Source organism: Niabella yanshanensis, from assembly GCF_034424215.1.
Lineage (GTDB): Bacteria > Bacteroidota > Bacteroidia > Chitinophagales > Chitinophagaceae > Niabella > Niabella yanshanensis.
Genome location: NZ_CP139960.1, coordinates 4,608,936 through 4,628,527, shown reverse-complemented (window position 1 = coordinate 4,628,527; position 19,592 = coordinate 4,608,936). Strand labels below are relative to the sequence as shown.

General features: G+C 44.4%; 13 protein-coding genes. 7 read left to right on the top strand and 6 right to left on the bottom strand.

The features are described from left to right. Positions 1 to 115: 115 nt before the first annotated feature. Both U0035_RS19275 and yddG read right to left on the bottom strand, forming a co-directional pair. Positions 116 to 3,469: a DEAD/DEAH box helicase gene (locus U0035_RS19275; protein WP_211316410.1), complete on the bottom strand. Its 3,354-nt coding sequence runs from the start codon at positions 3,467 to 3,469 to the stop codon at positions 116 to 118. Between the two features lie 80 nt (positions 3,470 to 3,549). Beyond that, positions 3,550 to 4,476, bottom strand: a complete 927-nt coding sequence (gene yddG / locus U0035_RS19270; RefSeq protein WP_114790574.1) for an aromatic amino acid DMT transporter YddG — start codon at positions 4,474 to 4,476, stop codon at positions 3,550 to 3,552. Between the two features lie 252 nt (positions 4,477 to 4,728). Here yddG and U0035_RS19265 point away from each other — a divergent pair, with 252 nt between their 5' ends. The 3 genes from U0035_RS19265 to U0035_RS19255 all read left to right on the top strand — a co-directional run bounded on the left by U0035_RS19265 (position 4,729) and on the right by U0035_RS19255 (position 8,460). Then, positions 4,729 to 6,171 (top strand): serine hydrolase domain-containing protein, encoded by a 1,443-nt coding sequence (locus U0035_RS19265; protein ID WP_114790573.1) that lies wholly within the window; start codon positions 4,729 to 4,731, stop codon positions 6,169 to 6,171. Positions 6,172 to 6,326: 155 nt separating this feature from the next. Beyond that, positions 6,327 to 7,349: an LLM class flavin-dependent oxidoreductase gene (locus tag U0035_RS19260; protein ID WP_114790572.1), complete on the top strand. Its 1,023-nt coding sequence runs from the start codon at positions 6,327 to 6,329 to the stop codon at positions 7,347 to 7,349. A 13-nt stretch (positions 7,350 to 7,362) separates the two neighbouring features. Continuing rightward, positions 7,363 to 8,460, top strand: coding sequence for an NAD(P)-binding domain-containing protein (locus tag U0035_RS19255; protein WP_114790571.1), 1,098 nt, complete (start codon positions 7,363 to 7,365; stop codon positions 8,458 to 8,460). Positions 8,461 to 8,487: 27 nt separating this feature from the next. Here U0035_RS19255 and U0035_RS19250 read toward each other — a convergent pair whose 3' ends face one another. Continuing rightward, complete coding sequence (locus tag U0035_RS19250; protein ID WP_114790570.1) at positions 8,488 to 11,298, bottom strand: hybrid sensor histidine kinase/response regulator; 2,811 nt, start codon at positions 11,296 to 11,298, stop codon at positions 8,488 to 8,490. A 5-nt stretch (positions 11,299 to 11,303) separates the two neighbouring features. Further along, positions 11,304 to 12,104 (bottom strand): alpha/beta fold hydrolase, encoded by an 801-nt coding sequence (locus U0035_RS19245; protein ID WP_114790569.1) that lies wholly within the window; start codon positions 12,102 to 12,104, stop codon positions 11,304 to 11,306. Between the two features lie 154 nt (positions 12,105 to 12,258). Between U0035_RS19245 and U0035_RS19240 the strand changes: the two genes are divergently transcribed. Genes U0035_RS19240 through U0035_RS19230 form a run of 3 tightly spaced genes read left to right on the top strand, consistent with a single transcriptional unit; the run spans position 12,259 to position 15,156 of the window. Continuing rightward, entirely contained in the window at positions 12,259 to 12,633 is a 375-nt protein-coding gene (locus tag U0035_RS19240; RefSeq protein ID WP_114790568.1) for a response regulator transcription factor, read from the top strand. A 10-nt stretch (positions 12,634 to 12,643) separates the two neighbouring features. Beyond that, on the top strand, positions 12,644 to 13,723 hold the full coding sequence (locus U0035_RS19235) for a HEAT repeat domain-containing protein (protein ID WP_114790567.1): 1,080 nt from the start codon (positions 12,644 to 12,646) through the stop codon (positions 13,721 to 13,723). Beyond that, positions 13,720 to 15,156, top strand: a complete 1,437-nt coding sequence (locus tag U0035_RS19230) for a glycosyltransferase family 2 protein (protein ID WP_114790566.1) — start codon at positions 13,720 to 13,722, stop codon at positions 15,154 to 15,156. The genes U0035_RS19235 and U0035_RS19230 overlap by 4 nt, the downstream gene beginning before the upstream one ends. Here the strand turns inward: U0035_RS19230 and U0035_RS19225 are convergent. After that, complete coding sequence (locus U0035_RS19225) at positions 15,153 to 16,400, bottom strand: YaiO family outer membrane beta-barrel protein (RefSeq protein ID WP_114790565.1); 1,248 nt, start codon at positions 16,398 to 16,400, stop codon at positions 15,153 to 15,155. The genes U0035_RS19230 and U0035_RS19225 overlap by 4 nt on opposite strands. 435 nt (positions 16,401 to 16,835) lie before the next feature. Here U0035_RS19225 and U0035_RS19220 point away from each other — a divergent pair, with 435 nt between their 5' ends. Next, the gene (locus U0035_RS19220; RefSeq protein ID WP_114790564.1) at positions 16,836 to 17,657 is read left to right on the top strand and encodes an alpha/beta fold hydrolase; all 822 of its coding nucleotides are present in this window, start codon (positions 16,836 to 16,838) and stop codon (positions 17,655 to 17,657) included. A gap of 119 nt (positions 17,658 to 17,776) precedes the next feature. On the opposite strand, the gene U0035_RS19215 is transcribed toward U0035_RS19220, so the two are convergent. After that, positions 17,777 to 19,591: an asparagine synthase-related protein gene (locus U0035_RS19215; protein WP_162817829.1), complete on the bottom strand. Its 1,815-nt coding sequence runs from the start codon at positions 19,589 to 19,591 to the stop codon at positions 17,777 to 17,779. Position 19,592: the final 1 nt, after the last annotated feature.

The window sequence follows — 19,592 nt, the reverse complement described above, 5'->3', positions numbered from 1 at the left end:
TAAAAAATCAGATCGCTTTGCTTCACGGGGCGCCAATGGATAATAATTTTTTAATATTGCACATATCCGGTACCGAATCGGTTACGATACAAGTTGTACCGATAGACCTTTAACATTACAAAATGTCCAGCAACTCCTTTTTAGACAAGCTGTTGAAAAAGGAAGCATCTGCTCTCACCAGGTTCCGGGTAAGTTTATTTTTTTTCTTTTGCAGGTTAACGATCTTTTCTTCAATGGTGTTCAGGCAAATCAACCTCACTGCTACCACATTTTTATTTTGCCCGATACGATGCGCCCTGTCAATCGCCTGGTTTTCCGCTGCAGGGTTCCACCAGGGATCCACCAGGTATACATAGTCGGCGGCAGTAAGATTCAACCCCACTCCCCCCGCTTTCAGACTCACCAGGAATACTCTCACGGCTTCATTGGTTTGAAAATTATTCACACGCAGGCCCCTGTCTCCGGTTTGTCCCGTCAGGTATTCGAACCCTATGTTTCGCTCTTCCAGTTTAGCCTTAACCAGGTCGAGCATACCAACAAACTGGGAAAACACTAAAATTTTATGTGCGGGGGATTTATTCTCTATTTGCTCCATCAGTAGTTCCAGCTTGACTGCATGATCGCCCGAATATCCTTCTTTAATAAGCACCGGCGAGTTGCAAATTTGCCGGAGCCTTGTTAAGCCTTTTAAAACATGCATGCTGTTCTTATGTATATCATCATCATCGACAGCCGAGATGTATTCCCGGAGCTCCCGCTCATAGCTATCATACACTTTACGCTGTTCGGTATTCATCTCACAATAGATCACCATCTCCGTTTTCTCCGGTAATTCAATGGCAACCTGCTGCTTGGTCCGCCGCAATATAAAGGGCTTCACTTTTTGCTGGAGCTCACCGGCACGCCTGATAGATTCATACCGGTCAATAGGAATGGAATAGATATCCCTGAAATATTGTTTACTGCCCAGCAATCCGGGGCAGGCAAAGGAAAGCTGACCGTATAGATCGAAGGTATTATTCTCAACAGGTGTGCCCGTTAATACCATCCGGTTTCTTGCCTGCAGCTGCATGGCTGCTTTATAACGTTCGGAGTCGGGGTTTTTAATGGCCTGCGACTCATCGAGGAACAGGTAATTAAAGTGAAATGTTTTTAGAAAACGTATATCAGACAGTACTATTCCATAACTGGTTAACACCACATCATATTTTGAAAATGCATCTACCTGCTTCTGCCGGTCGCCACCATGATGTATCGTCACCTTTAGAGAAGGTGCAAATCGCTCCAGCTCGTCCTCCCAGTTAAACAACAATGAAGTAGGCGCCACTACCAGGCTGGTAAACTGTCCGCGCTTCTGCCGCTGCAATAACAGGAACGCGATCATCTGTATCGTCTTTCCCAATCCCATATCATCGGCCAAACATCCGCCAAAGTTCAATTCATCCAGCCAGTTCAGCCAATTTAAGCCCTGGTGCTGGTAGTCTCTCAATACCGCCTTCAGCCCCTCCGGTATAGCCACTTCCGGGATGTTATACCTCGCGCTCAACTTTCTCTCGTAATCTGCGATCTCCTGGTGCACGTCTTCACTTAATACATCGCTTTCAAATAAACTCTTTACCTCAGCAAAATTAGCCCTGGCTATTTTCAACAGCTCTCCTTCGATGTCGCCGGCATGAAAGTAACGGATGAACTTCTCTATCCACTCAGCGGGCAAAATGCCCCTGGTGCCGTCGTCCAGCTGCACAAATTTGCTTTTATTACGGATGGCCCTGTGTACCTGCTTCAGCGTGGCTTCACTTTTACCAAAACTGAGTTTAATCCGTGCATTAAACCAATCGGTACCGCTGACCACCCTGATGGAGACCCGGGCCTTGTTGGGATTGAGCTTATTATTTTTAATATCATTAAAGCCCAATATCGTAATGCCTTCATTCTTCCAGGTTTCAAAAGCATCCAGAAACCAGTTATCATCTAAAAGCTGGTTCTTATGTAAGTAGAAGTATTCATGCTCATTTACCTGTTCCTTAAAATCAGGATGTTGTTGCATGATCAATGAAGTGAACTGTAGCTCTGCAACAAGATCTCTTTCTATCCTGAAAGTATTTCCATTCTGATCTGTTCCGAATACCTGTTTGCGGGAATATACCGGTGCTTCTGATGATCCATATTTCATCACCGGGTTAATAGCTATAAAATGACCTTCCTGCCGCAGGTAAATAAGCCTTTCCGTTGTAAAATCCTGTTCAGCCAATTGTGCCGGTGTTGCGGTATGAATATAACTGTAGTTGATCTGCACCAGCGACTCTAAGGGAGACAATACCGATTGAAGAAATGCCTCATACTGTGAAGCATGGATCAGTAAAATTTCATTATTGCACTTGAAAAACTTAATCACCCGTTGCATATCCGGGTTGTTGATTAAGTGAAAAACCTGCCGGTATTCAATAAAATAGTCATGCCGGATCACCAGGTCTTTAAAAGGCAAGGCAATATGTTCGAATACTAATTCGCCGGTTATCTCATAAAAGGGCTCTTTTTGAAAAACTGTTAATTTTATTTCGGGCTTCAGCATATTCAGCCCCACCCGACGCAATGATCTTGCAGATATATTTTCGGCAATATCCCTGTCGTGGTAATAGGCCTCCAGTTTTAACGGATTGCTAATTACCTGCCTCAATGCGTCCAGTTCCCCGGCAACATGATCTGCCTCATATTTGTTTTGAAAAGCTGCTATAGCAGTATAAAATTTAATGACCGCCGCATCGTCCGATTTCCAGGTCAGCTGCATGGGATCGATAGCAGTCAGCGGATTTTTAATGGTCCCAGCCTTTGCACGCTCAGCATGCATCAACGTAAAGTTCAACTGGTTATAATAGCGATGTCTGCCAATAACCAACAAAGGCTTTTGCATTACCTCCGGGGCTGCCAGCTCCTTTATAACGGATCGGGACTGCGGAACCAACTCTTTTTGAAAAGCCGGGTTATCGATTTTAAGGAGGCCTGCTATTTTCGGTTCGATATCAATTTGGCTTCCATTATAATGTAAGCGAAAATAGCTATCCAGGTTGAGCTCTTTGTCAAGACCATATGCTTTAGCGGTTGACATCAAAACTGAATGGCGTAGAGGACCGTCAAAAAAAACACGATAGATTTTTTGTTCCAGTATACAATGGATCACTTCAGCCTGGTGCCCGCACATTTTGCCTGATGGATTGCTGCAGGAGCAGGATATATAAATGGAGTCATTTAACTGGCTTAAGGTAACCTCCGGGAATCCTGCAGTCAGATCACGTTTAGTAAATACACCTGTATTTACCTCAATAGCTATTGGATAGATATCCCGAAAATCTGTCTGTTCTATAAAACCCGCACTGCTGGTATGCTTCAGCAGATCGAACACAGAAAGTGTGCCGATGGCTGCTCCGGGTAAGATATATTCATTCACCAAACTCATGATCAAATTGTCCATAGTACAAAATGGGACTATGGCACAAATGTCTGCAAAACAGGCAATAAAACTTCAGAAAATCAAATGGAGCAAGACTGCAACTAATGACCTCCACCTGAAACAGGCCCTGGTACCGCCTCTGAACGCACCCTGGTTGCCAGCCAGCAAAGAGTAGAGCCCGCGCACACCATCATAGCGCCTTGCCAGAAAGAGAAGCCTAATGGCGTTGCTAAAAGCACCGATGACAATGCTGCAGATAAAACCGGAATAAAATAAGAAGCCCCTGTCAGCACAGTTACATTACCACCCAGTATCCCCACATTCCAGGTAGCATAGCCAAATCCCATGGCTCCCGCGGCCAACACCAGGTAAATAACAGATGATGCAGAAAAGTGCATCGCAGCCGGATCGCCGATAATGATATACTTTATCCATAATGCGACAGCTACCAGTATAAAAAACAAGGTTACGCCGTTTAGCCCCCTGGCCATGCGCACGGTAACCACACAATAAGCAGCCCATAAGATGGCGCCAAGGAAGGCCAAACCATAACTTAACGGGTTTGTTTGAATATTACTGAGCATTTCTCCGATATTCAATCCCTCTTCGCCCCCCAACACCCAGATGATCCCCAACATAGCAATGATAATGCCCGGAAAAATCAGCCAGTTGGCCTTTTTCTTTGTAAAAATAATAGTAGCCACCATGGTGAGGCTTGGCCAGAGATAATTCACCATGCCCACTTCAATGGCCTGTTTACTATTTTGAGAGTAACCAATAGACAATGCCAGACATAGTTCATAGGAGACCATGAACAGCCCCCCATATACCAGGTATTTTTTCGGAAACTTTTTAAGCGGTATCCATTTCACCGTTAAAAGCAGGAATAGCGAAGCTACCGTATAAATCAGGGCAGCGCCACCTGTAGCACCAAAAGAATGACTTACTTCCCTGATAAGTCCCACAATAGCGCTCCACAATAAAACAGCACAAAACCCGATGGCGGTTGTCTTTGTATATTGACTCATTCGCAAAAACGCATCTATAAATTTCCAGGCGAAAGTAATAAAAGCCTGCAGGTAACGGCCAATAATACATCAATTTCACAGGCTGATGCTGATTTTATACATTCCATTTTGGTGTAAAAGACGCCTGCGCGTTGCTGCTTTTACCGTTTAAAATCGCAACTGACAGGACATTTAGCGCTTTTTACCTTTTTGCTTTGGGAACACCGTCTTATTTAACCTAACTTTTATAGTTTAAACCTCATATTTAGCAATATGAAACCATATATCTTAATTGTTCTGCTATTAGCAGGTTTTGCTCCTGCACGATGCCAGTTACCAGGTGACCATATCTCACAAATTCTCAAGGAAGCTGTTAACAGTAAAAGAAGCAAAAGTATTATAGTTGGCATTATTGATTCGGCCGGCAGGCGTATTTATAGTGAAGGTGTGCTTAGCGATCGAAACCCGGCAAAGCCCGATGCCAATACCCTTTACGAAATTGGCTCCATCACTAAGGTCTTTACCTCGCTGATATTGGCTGATATGAGCCTGGAAGGAAAACTCAGTCTTGAAGATCCTATTTCAAAATGGCTGCCTCCATCCGTCAAAGTTCCTGTTCGAAACGGGACAGAAATCACCCTGCTGAATTTATCTGTCCATACAGCTACCTTCCCAAGGTTCCCGTTTAATACAGATCCTAAAAACATTGACGATCCCTATGCGGATTACAACATCAACAGGTTGTATGAATACCTCGCTGCTTACCGGGCGGATATCGATTTCGGAACCAGGTGGAGATATTCCAATACAGCCTATGGGTTATTAGGGCATCTACTGACAAGGGCTGCAGGAGAAAAAAATTATGAGCAGCTGGTGATAGATCATATTTGCAATCCTTTAAAAATGGGAAGCACGGTTATTTCGCTTACGCCGGCGCTTCTGAAGAACACGGCTATCGGCCATTCTGAATGGGGGCAACCGGTAGGATTTTTAAACCTGGCATCATTAGATGGCGCGGGTGCATTCCGCTCGAATGTAAATGACCTGCTCACTTTTGCAGCAGCCAACCTGGGCTGGATAGCAACTGATCTTTATCCGGCAATGAAGCTAACTCATCAAAGCCAGATAAAAAAAGAAGCCGGTGGTATTGATTACGCTACCATGGGATGGACGCTCTGGCAAAACGGCGGAAGAAATATTGTTTTTAAAGACGGAGGAACGCCCGGCTACCGGACTTTCATTGGTATTGACAAAGTAAAAAAATTTGCAGTGGTCGTACTTTCCAACTCTAATAACGGAGTAACCGATATCGGCACGCATATTATTGATCCCGGTTCGAAAATCAATACCTATCAATATCCCTGGGCGCTGTTGGACACGTTAAGGCAAACACTAAAAAGACAGGGTATTAATGAAACCATTAGCAGGTATCGGCAACTTAAAGCTAACAGCAGCGCTCATCTTCTATTGAATGAGAACCAGTTGAACAACCTGGGTATTGAATTGAGAAGGAGTAAAAAAACAGCAGCGGCCCTGAAAATATTTGAACTCAATGCTGCTGAATATCCCAATTCAGTTGTCGTATATGAGAGCCTTGCCGAAACCTATAAAATAAACGGCAACCGGCAAAAAGCGATCATCAATTTTGAAAAAGCCCGACAATTAGATCCGGATAATCCGCATTGGAACTACGTATTGAGCCGGCTTACTCGTTAATAATAAGTATCCGGATGAATTAAAGCACAGGTCAGCGTGCTAATTGAACTTTAGTTCTCCCATGTTGTTATTTAATAACTTTGAAAATACTGATCTGATTAAGTTGTAAAAGGCGATGAATGCGTATTTGCATTGCATCCCTGAAGGAGTAATAAATGAAAAAAATAGGATTTTTATCTTTTGGGCATTGGGCCAATCACCCGGCTTATAGTACCAAAACAGCGGGCGACACTTTGTTGCAGTCTATCGACTTGGCAGTAGCTGCCGAAGAACTGGGCATGGATGGTGCCTATTTCAGGGTGCACCATTTTGCCAAACAGTTGGCATCGCCTTTTCCTTTACTGGCAGCTATTGGTGCGAAGACCACTAAAATCGAAATTGGCACCGGTGTTATCGACATGCGTTACGAAAACCCGCTGTATATGGTGGAAGATGCGGGCGCTGCTGACCTGATATCAGGAGGCAGGCTCCAACTGGGTATTGGCAGAGGGTCGCCCGAGCAGGTTATTGATGGGTGGCGCTATTTTGGTTACGAGCCAGCTGAAGGAGAAACCGATGCTGATATGGGACGCCGGAAAGGATTGGAGTTTTTTGAAAAATTGAAGGGTACCGGATTTGCCGAGCCCAACCCTAACCCGATGTTTCCGAATCCTCCGGGGCTACTGCCGTTAGAGCCTTTTTCCCAGGGCCTGCAGGATCGTATCTGGTGGGGATCCGGCTCGGATGCTACTGCTGTTTGGGCAGGCAAGGTAGGCATGAACCTGCAGAGTTCCACCCTTAAATTTGATGAAAGCGGTAAGCCTTTCCATATACAACAGGCCGAGCAGATCCGGTTATTCAGGCAGGCGTGGAAAGAAGCAGGGCATGAGCGGGAACCCAGGGTATCGGTAAGCCGGTCTGTTTTTGCCATCGTTAGCGAGCAGGACCGCTACTATTTTGGTCATGAAGCCGGCAGAACCGATAAGATCGGTTTCATTGAAGCCGATAAGCGGGCTATTTTTGGCAGGAGCTATGCCGCCGAGCCTGATCAACTCATCAAAGAATTAGCCAAAGATGAAGCGATACAGGAAGCAGATACGGTTTTACTAACCATCCCTAATACCCTAGGGGTAGACTATAATGTGCATGTACTCTCATCTATATTAGAACATGTAGCGCCGGGGTTAGGATGGAGATAAATAAAGCACGGTGATGAACAACAAGATCCGCTACAAAACAAAAATAGTGGTGATAGGCGCGGGGCAGGCAGGATTGTCAGCCGCCTATCATCTTAAAAAACAAGGATTAGAAATCGGCCCCGGCTTTATCATTCTTGACGAAGCTCCACAAGCTGGTGGCGCCTGGCAATACCGCTGGCCTTCACTTACACTAAGTACGGTAAACAGAATTCATGATTTACCAGGCATGTCTTTCGAAAAAACCATTGAAACCCATGAAAAAGAAGTACAGGCCAGTGTAGCGGTACCCCATTATTACGATCTGTATGAAAAGCAAATGGATATAAGGGTTTACCGACCAGTAAAAGTGGAACAGGTTTACCGGCATGAAGAACGATTTTATATCGATTCTAACCGCACATTATTTTCAGCCTCAGGTATCATTAATGCCACAGGTACCTGGGAAAATCCCTATATCCCTGACTATCCCGGAGCCAAAGATTTTGAAGGCGAACAATTGCACACCAAAGATTTTAAAACCGCGGATGACTTTAAGGGCAAACATGTGATTATAGTAGGGGCCGGCATTTCTGCGATCCAATTGCTGGACCAGATCTCCAGGGTGACTACAACCACCTGGGTTGCCCGCCGGCCACCTGAGTTCAGGGAAGGGCCTTTTGACGATATGGCGGGTCACAATGCGGTAGCAATGGTTGAGGAAAGAGTAAGAAAAGGGCTAATACCCCTGTCCGTCGTTTCGGTAACGGGCCTGCCTGTTTCAGCAGAAATAATTGACATGCGGAGACGAGGCGTTTTGCAACGCTTCCCTATGTTTAGTGAAATAACCGGCAACGGTGTAAAATGGGCAGATGGAACAGAACAGCAGGCCGATGTTATTTTATGGAACACAGGGTTTAAAAGCGCCCTGGATCATTTGAGGCCGGTATTGCCCAGAGAAGAAGCCGGTGGAATCCTTATGGGAGGCAGGCTGGCTACCATGGTTATTAAAGAACCTCGTATTCACCTTGTTGGTTACGGCCCTTCTGCATCTACCATCGGCGCCAACCGCGCTGGCGCAGCTGCCGCGAGGGAACTGATGAATACCCTGGGAATAGTTACCCGGTCGAAATAGAATTCCAACCAATAACCAACCATTTCATTAAGCTCCGGAGGTATTGAGCGTTAACAAAACCTGTTTTAATTCTTCCTCGGTTCCGGCATATTCTTCTTCCACGGCATGTAACAATTCAAGCATCTGCGCCAGGTTCCCGTGCTCATGGTTATTTTCTATTGCTTCCATGATATTACCAGGCTCTGTACAACCAATAAACCTGAAAGATCCTTTTAGCTTGTGGGACAAAAAGGTTACAGCTTCTGCATTATTACTTGTTATAGCATCCCGCAGCAAGCGGATATTGGGGCCCACTGTTTCAAGATAGCTTTCAATAATTTCTGCGACAAATTCGTTTTCGCCACCCGCAAGTTCCATAATATACTCCAGGTTAATGTACCTGTAATTATCTGTAGCGATTGCCATATCCGGAGCGAGCCGTGAGGACCATTTGGTAATTAAATTTTCCAAATCCTGTATTTTATAGGGCTTGCTCAGATAATCATCCATGCCGGCCTGCAAAAGCTTCTCCCGATCGCCGGTGAGTGCATTTGCGGTAAGGCCTATAATAACGGGGCGAGCGCCGTGGCTATGATGTTCCAAAATGATCCGGGTAGCTTCATAACCATCCATTTCAGGCATCATTACGTCCATAAAAATCAATTGGTAGGCAGTCTCCCCCGCCTTTTCTACGGCCTCTTTACCATTCACCGCCAGATCCATCGAATAGCCCAGCTTCTTCATGGCGCGCATGATAAATTTTTGATTGATATAATCATCCTCTGCCACCAGGATACGGATGGGCAAAACTGCTCCCTGTTCTGCTGCAGTTTCGGGTTGAACTGCTATAACGCCTGTTCCACCCAATATCCGGAGCAGCGCCTCTTTTATCTCGTTGTGCCTGGCCGGTTTATTAATTACCGCGCTGAATAATTGTTTGATATCGGCATCAGCAGGTAAATGACCGGCCGAGCTAAAGAGCACCATTGGAAGCTTTGAATTCCCCCCGCGTATGAGACGGGCAACCTCAACGCCATTCCTTTCCGGCATCAGCAGATCAATAATCGCCACGTCAAAATGCTCGCCGGTAACCTCAGTCATGGCTTCAGTATAACTATTTACAGCCGTAGGCTTCATACCCCATAAAATACATTGTTTGCTGAGTATTTTAAGATTGGTTTCATTATCATCAAGCAGCAACACTTTTTTGCCATATAATGTATTGATTAAAGGCCTTTCTTCCGTTTTAAAATGTGTAACCGCTGTATTGGCCGCCACCTTAATGGTGAATATAAAAGCAGACCCTTTGCCTTCTTGACTTTCCACGCGTATGTCCCCCTCCATCAAAGTCACCAACCGTTGACAGATTGCCAGTCCTAAACCGGTACCGCCATACTTCCTGGTAGTAGAAGAGTCCACCTGTGAAAAGCTGTCAAACAACTTATAGAACTTATCGGCAGGAATACCGATACCGGTATCTTTTACTGTAAACTGCAGAGTATACCTATTATCTTCAAATCCTATTTTCTCCGCAGTTATTTCGATCTCCCCCTGCCGGGTAAATTTAATACCATTAGAAATAAGATTTAACAGGATTTGCCTGAACCGGGTGGCATCACCAATGATATCCGACGGCACATCAGGTTCGATATAATAAAGCAGATCAAGTCCTTTTTCATTCGCTTTTACACTCATCAGGTCATAGGCTTCTTCTATTGCCGTACTGAGCCGGAATGGGGCTGCTTCTAACTCCATCTTGCCTGATTCTATTTTAGAGAAATCAAGAATATCATTAATGATTGACAGCAGCGATTCTCCGCTTACCCGAATGGTATCCACATAGTCGCGCTGCTCAGCATCCAGCTGCGTAAGTGCCAGCAGGCTGGTCATACCAATCACACCATTCATCGGCGTACGGATCTCGTGACTCATATTAGCCAGGAAGTCTGACTTTGCCTTATTCTGATCATCCGCCAACCGGCGTTTTTTATCCAGTTCGGCGTTAAGCTCTTTGAGTTGTTCTGAGGCTGCATAGATGGGCGTGATATCAGCAAATACCCACATCCGGCCCTTGATAGTATCCGAAACCACCGACACACAGGAAACATCCAGCACTTTAGATACCGGGTCGCCGAATATCCATTTCCATCCCTTCACCATGCCGTCCGGCTTATAAAACAGCTTAACAGCTTCCTGTTCGATTTCCTTCGCATTTACTGCAGTAGTTCTCCACTGTTGCATGGCCCGTGAAATCACCAAGGATGAGTTCCGGCCTGCATCAATATTCAATAATAACGAAGCAGCAGTATTAACCCAGCCATCCCTGCCCCTGTTATCTAAAAACAAGATCGCCTGATCAACCGCACTAAGAATAGCATTGTAACGTGCAGAAAGGTGCTCGAAGGAATAATAGGTTTGCACCAGCATGGTCATCCCTTTTAAACCTTCCCATGCCTGAAGCAAAAAAGTGTTATAAGCTTCATCAACAGGCCTGTCAGTTGCAATAATGAAAAGCCCGGACAAAGTTCCGTGGGTAACCGGGAACAATATATTCTTACCTGGCAATAAATTTAATGATGCGTCTTCCGTAACCTTTACTTCGTTTGCCCGGATGATGGCAGCCGCATACTCCGCATCAAAAAAGCTGGATGGTGTCGGTACGGTTGCATAAAGTATCCTGGCAGTCACTTCATCTTCCAGCCGCACAAGGGCTGCTGCCGTAGCTCCCGAATGAATTTGCAAACTGTCTGTAATCCTCGTCCTGATCAGGGCGACATCTTTCTCGCTTTTTACCTGGTATAAACTCAACAAAAAATCAAGCGATCTTTTTTGCCAGTCCACTGTTGCAGTATTGTCCACAATATTTATCCGATAAAATTTTTAATTTCCCTGATAATCTCATCAGGAGCGCTTATATGTGGAAAATGCCCCTCGGCATTTACCATTTCTAAATGACTGCCCCTGATATGCTGATTGAGGTATAAAGCCACATCTCCGGGAACTGCATTGTCATGTTTCGTTTGCAGCAGTAATGTTTCAATAGTTGCTTTCGGAAGATCCGCTCTATGGTCCGATTGAAAGATGACACGCGCAACGGACTGGGCAATATCCGGCCTGATGGACGCCAACGAATTGGCAAAGCTCTGGGCAAGTTCGGGCTTATCTGCGTTTTCCATCACCATTGGCGCAAAACCACTTACCCAGGCATAATAGTTATTGGCCATGGCGGCATATAAACCATCCAGCGCTTCCTGGGTAAATCCACCCAGGTATCCCTCACTGTTCAGATAACGGGGCGATGCGCCTACCAATATCAATTTCTTAAACCGGCCGGGTTCTTTAATAGACGCCAGCAGGCTGATCATACCACTCACTGAATGGCCAACCATTATAACGTCATCCAGGTTAAGCCCCCGGCAAATGCCAAGCAGGTCTTCAGCATAGGAGTGAAGCGTATCATATTTGTTCGGACTGAATGCAGCCGGATCTGACAGCCCGGCTCCCACATTATCATATAATATCAATCGATAATTATCCGCAAAAGCATCGGCTACTGTACCCCATGCTGTCTGATCAGTACCAAACCCATGTGCAAATACAATGGTTTGCCTGCCATTTTCATTTCGTACGGTAACATTATTTTTTTTAACAACATCTACAGGCATAAGAGGGCATTTCTTATTAGTTATCGTAATTTAAAGATTAGCTGATTATATTGTTTGAGTAAGTTTATTTATATCGCCATAAGACATCATAATCATCTATTCTGTTGTACATTTACAAATGTATAAAACTATAGGATAGTCAACCCGATTAAAAATGTTATTTAAAATAGGAAAAGTATTACTTATAGAGGATGATACATTGATACAAAGAGCAGTAGCTTCTAAACTTAAAAAAGAGGGCTTTGAAATGATTTGCTGCAATGATGGCAAGGAAGGCCTCGAAAAATTAGCGACTGAACTACCGGACCTGGTCCTTACGGATGTTATGTTACCCTATGTATCCGGTCTTGAAATTGTAAATGCTGTCAAGTCTCTCGCCGAAAAACCAATTAAAGTCATTGTGTTCTCCACTATGGGGCAGGAGAAGATCGTACAGGAAGCTTTTGACCTGGGAGCCGATGACTATATTACTAAACCCTTTAGCCTGAACGAATTGAGCATTCGTATCAAAAAGCAGTTAACTCGCTAATTCATTGCCCATGAACAGCGGCGCATTCTTTCGCCTTCTCTCACCAGAGCATCTTTATTTTAGTGCAGCCTTTTTTGGTATACTCACTTTGATTCTGGTGGGTATGATCTACCTGTTTTTGTACACCAAAAAGAAACGCTTTCGCGTAAAGGAAATCATTACCGATCAACTTAATGACTGGATAAGCGAACAAATGGCAATGGAGGAAGCGCATGCATCTGCTACCCTGCCTGATTTTTCTGTGCATTTTAAGAAAAAATATGTAAGACAATTCGTCACGGACAATCTTATCAACTTCAAAAAAAGTGTAGCGGGTCATTTGTCAGACAGCGTAGTACATTTATACGAGCATACAGGGTTGAAAAAAGACTCAGAAGCAAAAATGAAAAGCTTCCGCTGGCATCTAAGATCAAGAGGTATTTACGAGCTATACATGATGCAACAACGGGAGTCGTTGTCGGACATACTGGACTATACCAACAGCGACAACGATTTTGTACGTATGGAAGCACAAACAGCCATCGTTGGGCTAGACGGCTTTAAAGGGTTAATCTTTCTTAATGCGTTGAACTACCCGCTTCATGAATGGCAACAGATCAAATTACTGCAACAGCTGGACAGTTTTAACAGTGAAGAAATGCCTCACCTGCCTTTGTGGTTGCAATCAGCCAATAGTTATGTTGTCCATTTCGCGCTTAAACTCACCGAAGTATACCAGCAATTCAGGGTGCACAAAGAGGTAGTACAATGCCTGAATAGCGATAATCATAAAATAAGAAACCAGGCGATCAAAACACTGGGCATTATTGCCGGTGAAAATACCGTTGCAATATTGCAACAACAATATTCTGCCGAGTCGTCGGCAAACAAGTTGGAAATATTAAAACAAACAGGAATAAATGGCACGGAAGCAGATATAGAGTTTCTTAAAAGCAAGCTGGATGATGCAGACGACGCTATTAAACTGGAAGCGGCCAGGGCTATAGTAGCCATCAATCCCAAAAATATGACAGTGCTGAACAATATAGCAGCCGACAACCCTACCATCTATTCAATTGCTAATCAAATAAAATACGAGCTGGCATCATGAGTGTCTGGAATTTCCTTACCCTGCTCCTTACTTACGGCATATTTATCTATGCTGTTGTATTGATTTCGTTTTACTTATGGATCGGACTCTACTCCATTGGAGCGACCCGTAAGTATATGCGTAAAAATTCAATTACCGATTATCGCTTACTGGCGTCCTCGCCCCATGCACCCTCCGTAAGCATACTGGCACCGGCTTATAATGAAGGCGCCAATATAGTGGAGAATGTGCGCTCCCTGCTCTCTTTGTATTATAGCAACCTCGAAGTGATCATTATTAATGATGGCAGTAAAGACGATAGCCTTCAAAAACTTATAGCCGCGTATGATCTCGAAAAAACACCTCACCACGTACAGTATAAAATAGCCACCAAAGAAATAAGAGGTATTTATAAGAGCAAAAACCCTGCTTATAAAAAACTGGTCGTTGTAGATAAGGTAAACGGCGGCAAAGCCGACGCATTAAATGTAGGCATCAATGTGTCTGCCAATAACTATATTGTTTGCATAGACGTGGATTGTATATTGGAACAGGATGCGGTACTCAAAATGATTAAGCCCTTCCTGGAAGAAACGGATAAAAAGGTAATTGCAACAGGTGGTGTAGTACGGATCGCAAACTCCTGTATTATTAAAGACGGCCGGTTAATAAAAGTAAATCTGCCAGCCAATTATTGGGCAAGAATGCAATCGCTGGAATATATAAGAGCTTTCATCCTGGGACGCATGGCGTGGGCACGCATGAACGGACTGATGCTGATTTCAGGGGCTTTTGGCGCATTTGATAAAGAGATAGCAGTTAAAGCGGGTGGGTATAACCATAAAACAGTAGGCGAAGATATGGAGCTGGTAGTGCGCATGCGCCGGTATATGGAAGAGGCCCAACAGCCCTACCAGGTAAGCTATATTCCCGATCCGCTTTGCTGGACAGAAGCACCTTCCAATACCAAAATATTGGGCAGGCAGCGTAATCGCTGGACGCGGGGCACGATAGAAACACTCTGGTTTCACCGCATCATGTTCTTTAATCCCCGGTATCATTTACTGGGTATGGTAAGTTACCCCTATTGGTTTTTCTTTGAAATGCTGGCGCCCTTAATCGAGGCTTTCGGCATTGTTGTTTTTTTACTGATGGCGATTTTTCAGCTGATCAACTGGCATGTGTTTATCGCCCTGCTGGCATTCATCGTGTCCTTCGGTTATCTATACGCTGCATTTGCAGCTTTTATGGAAGTAACGACATACAATATGTACCGGCGCCGCACCGACATGATGAAGCTACTGCTAACAGCGCTTACCGAGCCTTTTATTTTCCATCCCTTCGTGGTATGGGCTGCTATCAAAGGGTATATTGATTACCTGCGTAAAAAGAATGCATGGGGCGAAATGACCCGGCAAGGATTTGGAACACCAATCATACCGGGTAAAAACTAAAACCGGCGAATATACCCCAGTCCGAACTGCAATTGGTTCCCTTTTTGTCCAGGCAAATACTCCTGGTTAAGAAGTGAAAAATTGGCGGTAACAATGTTCAGCTGTTGTACCGAAAATCTTGCATTGATCTCGCCATTATAATTGCGCATTTTATAGCCGCTGTTTAATTGCACATTACTCCTTACATCATCAGGTGAAAGGCCTGACCCCAGCAACACGCCGACATAGTCATTCGGTCCGCCCCAATAATAACGGGCCATAACACTATAGGTTTGTGTAATTGAGGAAGTTTGTGGTGTTAAAAAAGTTCTGGCACCGAAGAGAAAACTGTTATAATATTTACCGGCATACAGTGTATACATAAAAACATCCCTGTTAAAATACAGGTAACGCACACCCAGTTCTGCTTCGAAAGCCCTGGGTAAGTTGGCAAATAGTGACGCGCCTGCTTTCCACTTTGGGAATACCACTTTATTATCTGAATAGCCCATATTCAGGTAGCCATAAAATGTTTTGGAGAACCGGGGATAAGATTCCAGTTCATACTGCAGTCCTCCAGCGGCAAACCTGTTGGCATAATTCACTCTTGCCGTAAATGCCCCGGCTTTTGTGTGCCGGGTATAGTCTATAGCAGCGAGGTGCCAGGGATCAGGAAACTGTTGATCAAAGTGGATATAATCATACCTCACGCCTATTGCGTTTTTAGCAATATGATCCTGGATCTGAACAGCCAACCGGCGGGCTTCGCTGTTTTTTCTATGAACCTGCAGAAGGGTATCCAAAACCGGTATAGCTGCCGCATATTCCTTTTGAGCATAAAGAACCTGGGCCTTACGAAGCAATAAGGTTTCCGAACGCGGAAATACTTTTAACCCGTTGCCGGCGACAACCAATGCAGGTCCATAATTTCCGGCCCAGTACTCCATATCGGCCAGTCCGGCAAAAGCATTTTCAGAATCGGGCTGTTGGCGTAAAGCCTCATTGAAATACAGGCGGGCGCTATCAGGTTGTTTATTCCATGTATATAGCCGCCCGAGAAAAGTTATGACATCTGTATAACCAGGACTTACGCATAGCACCTCTTTAGATAGCCGGATAGCTGTAGTATAATCTTTCCTTTCGAAAGCCGCCTCACGGGCAACTTTAAAAACGCTGTCCACATTCTGAGCTCCCAACCCGGAAGCAAAGCCGGTTGCCAGAATTAATATCAGTAGAAGACGTTGGTTTAGAGTACTTTTTTTCATCAGGATTTAACTGAATGGGGTTAATATTTTCAGACCTATATACAAATATAGAGCCTGTTATAAAGATAGGAGCAGTTTACTGATTCTTGTGATGAAATATCCGGATATGTCATAGTTCCAGCTGACAAAAGATAAAAAGCCCAAAGAACAGGTTTACAAGGCGCGCGGGTAAGTTTAATTTAACGCTTTCAGCCCTGATACCAGGGGTTTATTCCGCTTACAAACGTAGGCTTTTTAATACGCAACACCGCTGCCTCCCTGTTATACCGGAAACTGTTTGAACCCTGCAGTGCCTTAAGCTGCTTAAATAAAATGCATTAGAAACGAGCGATCTTAACCTGGGTTAAGATGATTTGGATTTAACTGCGCTACATTCGCTACCAATTACAACAAAAATATTTCATATACCAAATCACAACATTAAACTTAAACAAAATGAGCACACTAAAATTAAAAGACGGAACCGAAATTTTCTATAAAGATCAGGGGGAAGGACCCGTGCTAATGTTTCATCATGGATGGCCCTTATCATCCGACGATTGGGATGCGCAGGTAATTTTCTTCTTACAAAAAGGCTACCGTGTAATAACGCACGACAGAAGGGGTCATGGGCGATCCAGCCAGAACATCTATAATCATACTATTGAACAATACGCTTCTGATGTAGCTGAACTGGTTTCATTTTTAGATTTGAAAGACGTGGTACATATCGGTCATTCCACAGGTGGCGGCGAAGTAATTCGTTACGTGAATAAATACGCTAGCGGAAGAGCAAAAAAAGCCGTTTTAATCAGCGCTGTTCCTCCTGTAATGGTTAAAAGTGCTACTAATCCTGACGGCGTCCCCATGGAGGTTTTCGACAACATCAGGGAACAGACACTCAACAACAGGAATCAATTTTATATCGATTTAACTTTCCCCTTCTACGGTTATAACAGGGCTGGCGCGGCTATAAAAGAAGGCATACAGAGAAACTGGTGGAGGCAGGGAATGATGGGTGGGATCGTTGCTCATTATGATGGGATCAAAGCTTTTTCTGAAACCGACTTTACAGCAGATCTTCAAGCAGTTAATTTACCGGTTTTGGTGCTGCATGGAGAAGATGACCAAATTGTGCCGATAGAAAATTCAGCTTTAAAATCTGCAAGATTACTTAAAAACGGAAAACTTATTACCTACCCCGGGTTCTCACACGGAATGCCAACTACAGAACACCAGACGATCAATAAAGATCTTTTAGCGTTCATTCAGTCATAGTCAGTAACAGCTACACCCCGTCTGGTAACACGCAAACCATTCATGGCTATCCAATATTATCCTTACTATTACAAGTAAGGATTTTTTTATTCCATTACAACATTTACTCTTTGCAGTATTCATTGAGCCGCTTTGACATTCGGCCAGATATCGTACAACAACTCATGACCTAATTTGCCCCGGAGTATCAACAAAATAGTCATCCATTGCATAAAACGGATATCGGAGCCTGGTACATATTGGGAGGTTGTACCCGACAGCCACTGATGATAGTAATCACGAAGTGGTTGCAGATTCAAAAATTGCCCGTATGGTTGTGGTGTCTCAGGGTACAAGAGTTCGCAGATCGTTTGTTGACTATTTTTAAACCGGTGATGATATCCAGGGCTATAAGCCTGTTTGTCATTTCGGTCAAGAACCAGATCCGGAACTACTCCCCGCATGGCCTTTCGTATCATCCCACGTCGCTTGCCATCCATCACGAATAATTCAAGTGGCATCGCTGCCAGGAGGGAAAGCAGGTTAAGATCCAAAGCAGGAAATCTGAATTCAATTCCATACCTGGCTGCCGCTGCATGGATACCTGAGATAATGCGCCCCATACTGCCATTACGAATGATTAAGGCCATCTGCTTTTTATGATCCAGACGTGCTATTTCTCCTTCCGTCACGCCTTTCAACTTCCAGGTAAGTACCTTCGAAGGCTCGAGGGAATGGATCTTTCTTTCTCGCAACCTCCCCTGTAACCACTTTAAAGTATTGCTACGGCGAACGATATTGCGATAAAAAGAACGTCTCAAAGAAATCCCTTCGGCACAGGCACGCTGCCTTAGTAACCTGAAAGCTTTCCTGTAGCGTTGCTTTTGCCAATATGCAAAAGCAACGCTATCACCCGACCAGGATGCGAAGTAATCACCCCCGTAACCTGTATATAGCTGCTTCACTCCACAGGCTTTAGCAGCTTCCAGGATCGCGCGATCATGATAATGAAAGATATTCGGTAAAGTAGGTTCCGTCTTTATTGCCTCGTCTAGCCCGTCGAAGATACCGGTGTCGGGTATATCAATAAAATGCAGCTTTATATTGGGATACTTGTCAGCAACTGCCTGCATATATATTCGTTCATCTGTAATCGAATCTGGAAAGTCCTCCGGTACTGTTGCACAAAAACAATGTAAAGTCCGTCCTGCCCGGGCCAACTGTTTAGCAAGTATGCAGGCTATTGCAGACGAGTCTAGTCCACCGCTTAAGGTTACACCTATCGTTATATCAGGAAGTAAGGTATCAGTTACCGCGTCCCTCAAAGCTTCCTGGTAAGCAGTAACCCAACCGGCATCCGTTCGGGGAGCATCAACCTTTCGATATGCAAATCCTGACGCTTGCCGCACCCTTATTTTTTCATTGATACCAAAGTAAAAATAACCCGCAGCTGTCAATCGATGTATACCGTTCGCATAAGTCAAAGTTGCATCGATATTCCTTCTGATATACTCCCATATACAATCGGGATTAAAAACAGGCTGAATATCCAATGCCGCCAGAACTCCATCGAATTGTGAGCCAAACAAAAAGCAATCCTCATTATCACTGTAGTACATAGGGCGCGCGCCCATCTGATCAACAGCCAGCAATAGTTTCTTTAAAGAACGATTCCAAATCACAAAAGAGTAACTCCCTTCCAATTGATCCACACAGGCCTCACCATATTGGCGGTAGAGATCTATCACATGTTCCGGGCTGAAATGGGCGTCCACCACTGCCACGTAATCACCTGTGCAGGAAATAACACCCCCCGCTACCCCAATAAAAGTATGTTCATCCTGATAGTAAGATAATACTTCGCATGGGAAAGCAGAGGCAACCCATTCCTGCGCCCGCTTCAGGGATGCAGCTGCCATTTCATTTTTGCCTACACTTCCAATAACAATAGCCATT

Excerpts from the sequence above, each read along its gene's own strand:
- U0035_RS19275 (WP_211316410.1), bottom strand. The coding sequence starts at position 3,469 with ATGGACAATTTGATCATGAGTTTGGTGAATGAATATATCTTACCCGGA.
- yddG (WP_114790574.1), bottom strand. The coding sequence starts at position 4,476 with ATGAGTCAATATACAAAGACAACCGCCATCGGGTTTTGTGCTGTTTTA.
- U0035_RS19265 (WP_114790573.1), top strand. The coding sequence starts at position 4,729 with ATGAAACCATATATCTTAATTGTTCTGCTATTAGCAGGTTTTGCTCCT.
- U0035_RS19260 (WP_114790572.1), top strand. The coding sequence starts at position 6,327 with ATGAAAAAAATAGGATTTTTATCTTTTGGGCATTGGGCCAATCACCCG.
- U0035_RS19255 (WP_114790571.1), top strand. The coding sequence starts at position 7,363 with ATGAACAACAAGATCCGCTACAAAACAAAAATAGTGGTGATAGGCGCG.
- U0035_RS19245 (WP_114790569.1), bottom strand. The coding sequence starts at position 12,104 with ATGCCTGTAGATGTTGTTAAAAAAAATAATGTTACCGTACGAAATGAA.
- U0035_RS19240 (WP_114790568.1), top strand. The coding sequence starts at position 12,259 with ATGTTATTTAAAATAGGAAAAGTATTACTTATAGAGGATGATACATTG.
- U0035_RS19235 (WP_114790567.1), top strand. The coding sequence starts at position 12,644 with ATGAACAGCGGCGCATTCTTTCGCCTTCTCTCACCAGAGCATCTTTAT.
- U0035_RS19230 (WP_114790566.1), top strand. The coding sequence starts at position 13,720 with ATGAGTGTCTGGAATTTCCTTACCCTGCTCCTTACTTACGGCATATTT.
- U0035_RS19225 (WP_114790565.1), bottom strand. The coding sequence starts at position 16,400 with ATGAAAAAAAGTACTCTAAACCAACGTCTTCTACTGATATTAATTCTG.
- U0035_RS19220 (WP_114790564.1), top strand. The coding sequence starts at position 16,836 with ATGAGCACACTAAAATTAAAAGACGGAACCGAAATTTTCTATAAAGAT.
- U0035_RS19215 (WP_162817829.1), bottom strand. The coding sequence starts at position 19,591 with ATGGCTATTGTTATTGGAAGTGTAGGCAAAAATGAAATGGCAGCTGCA.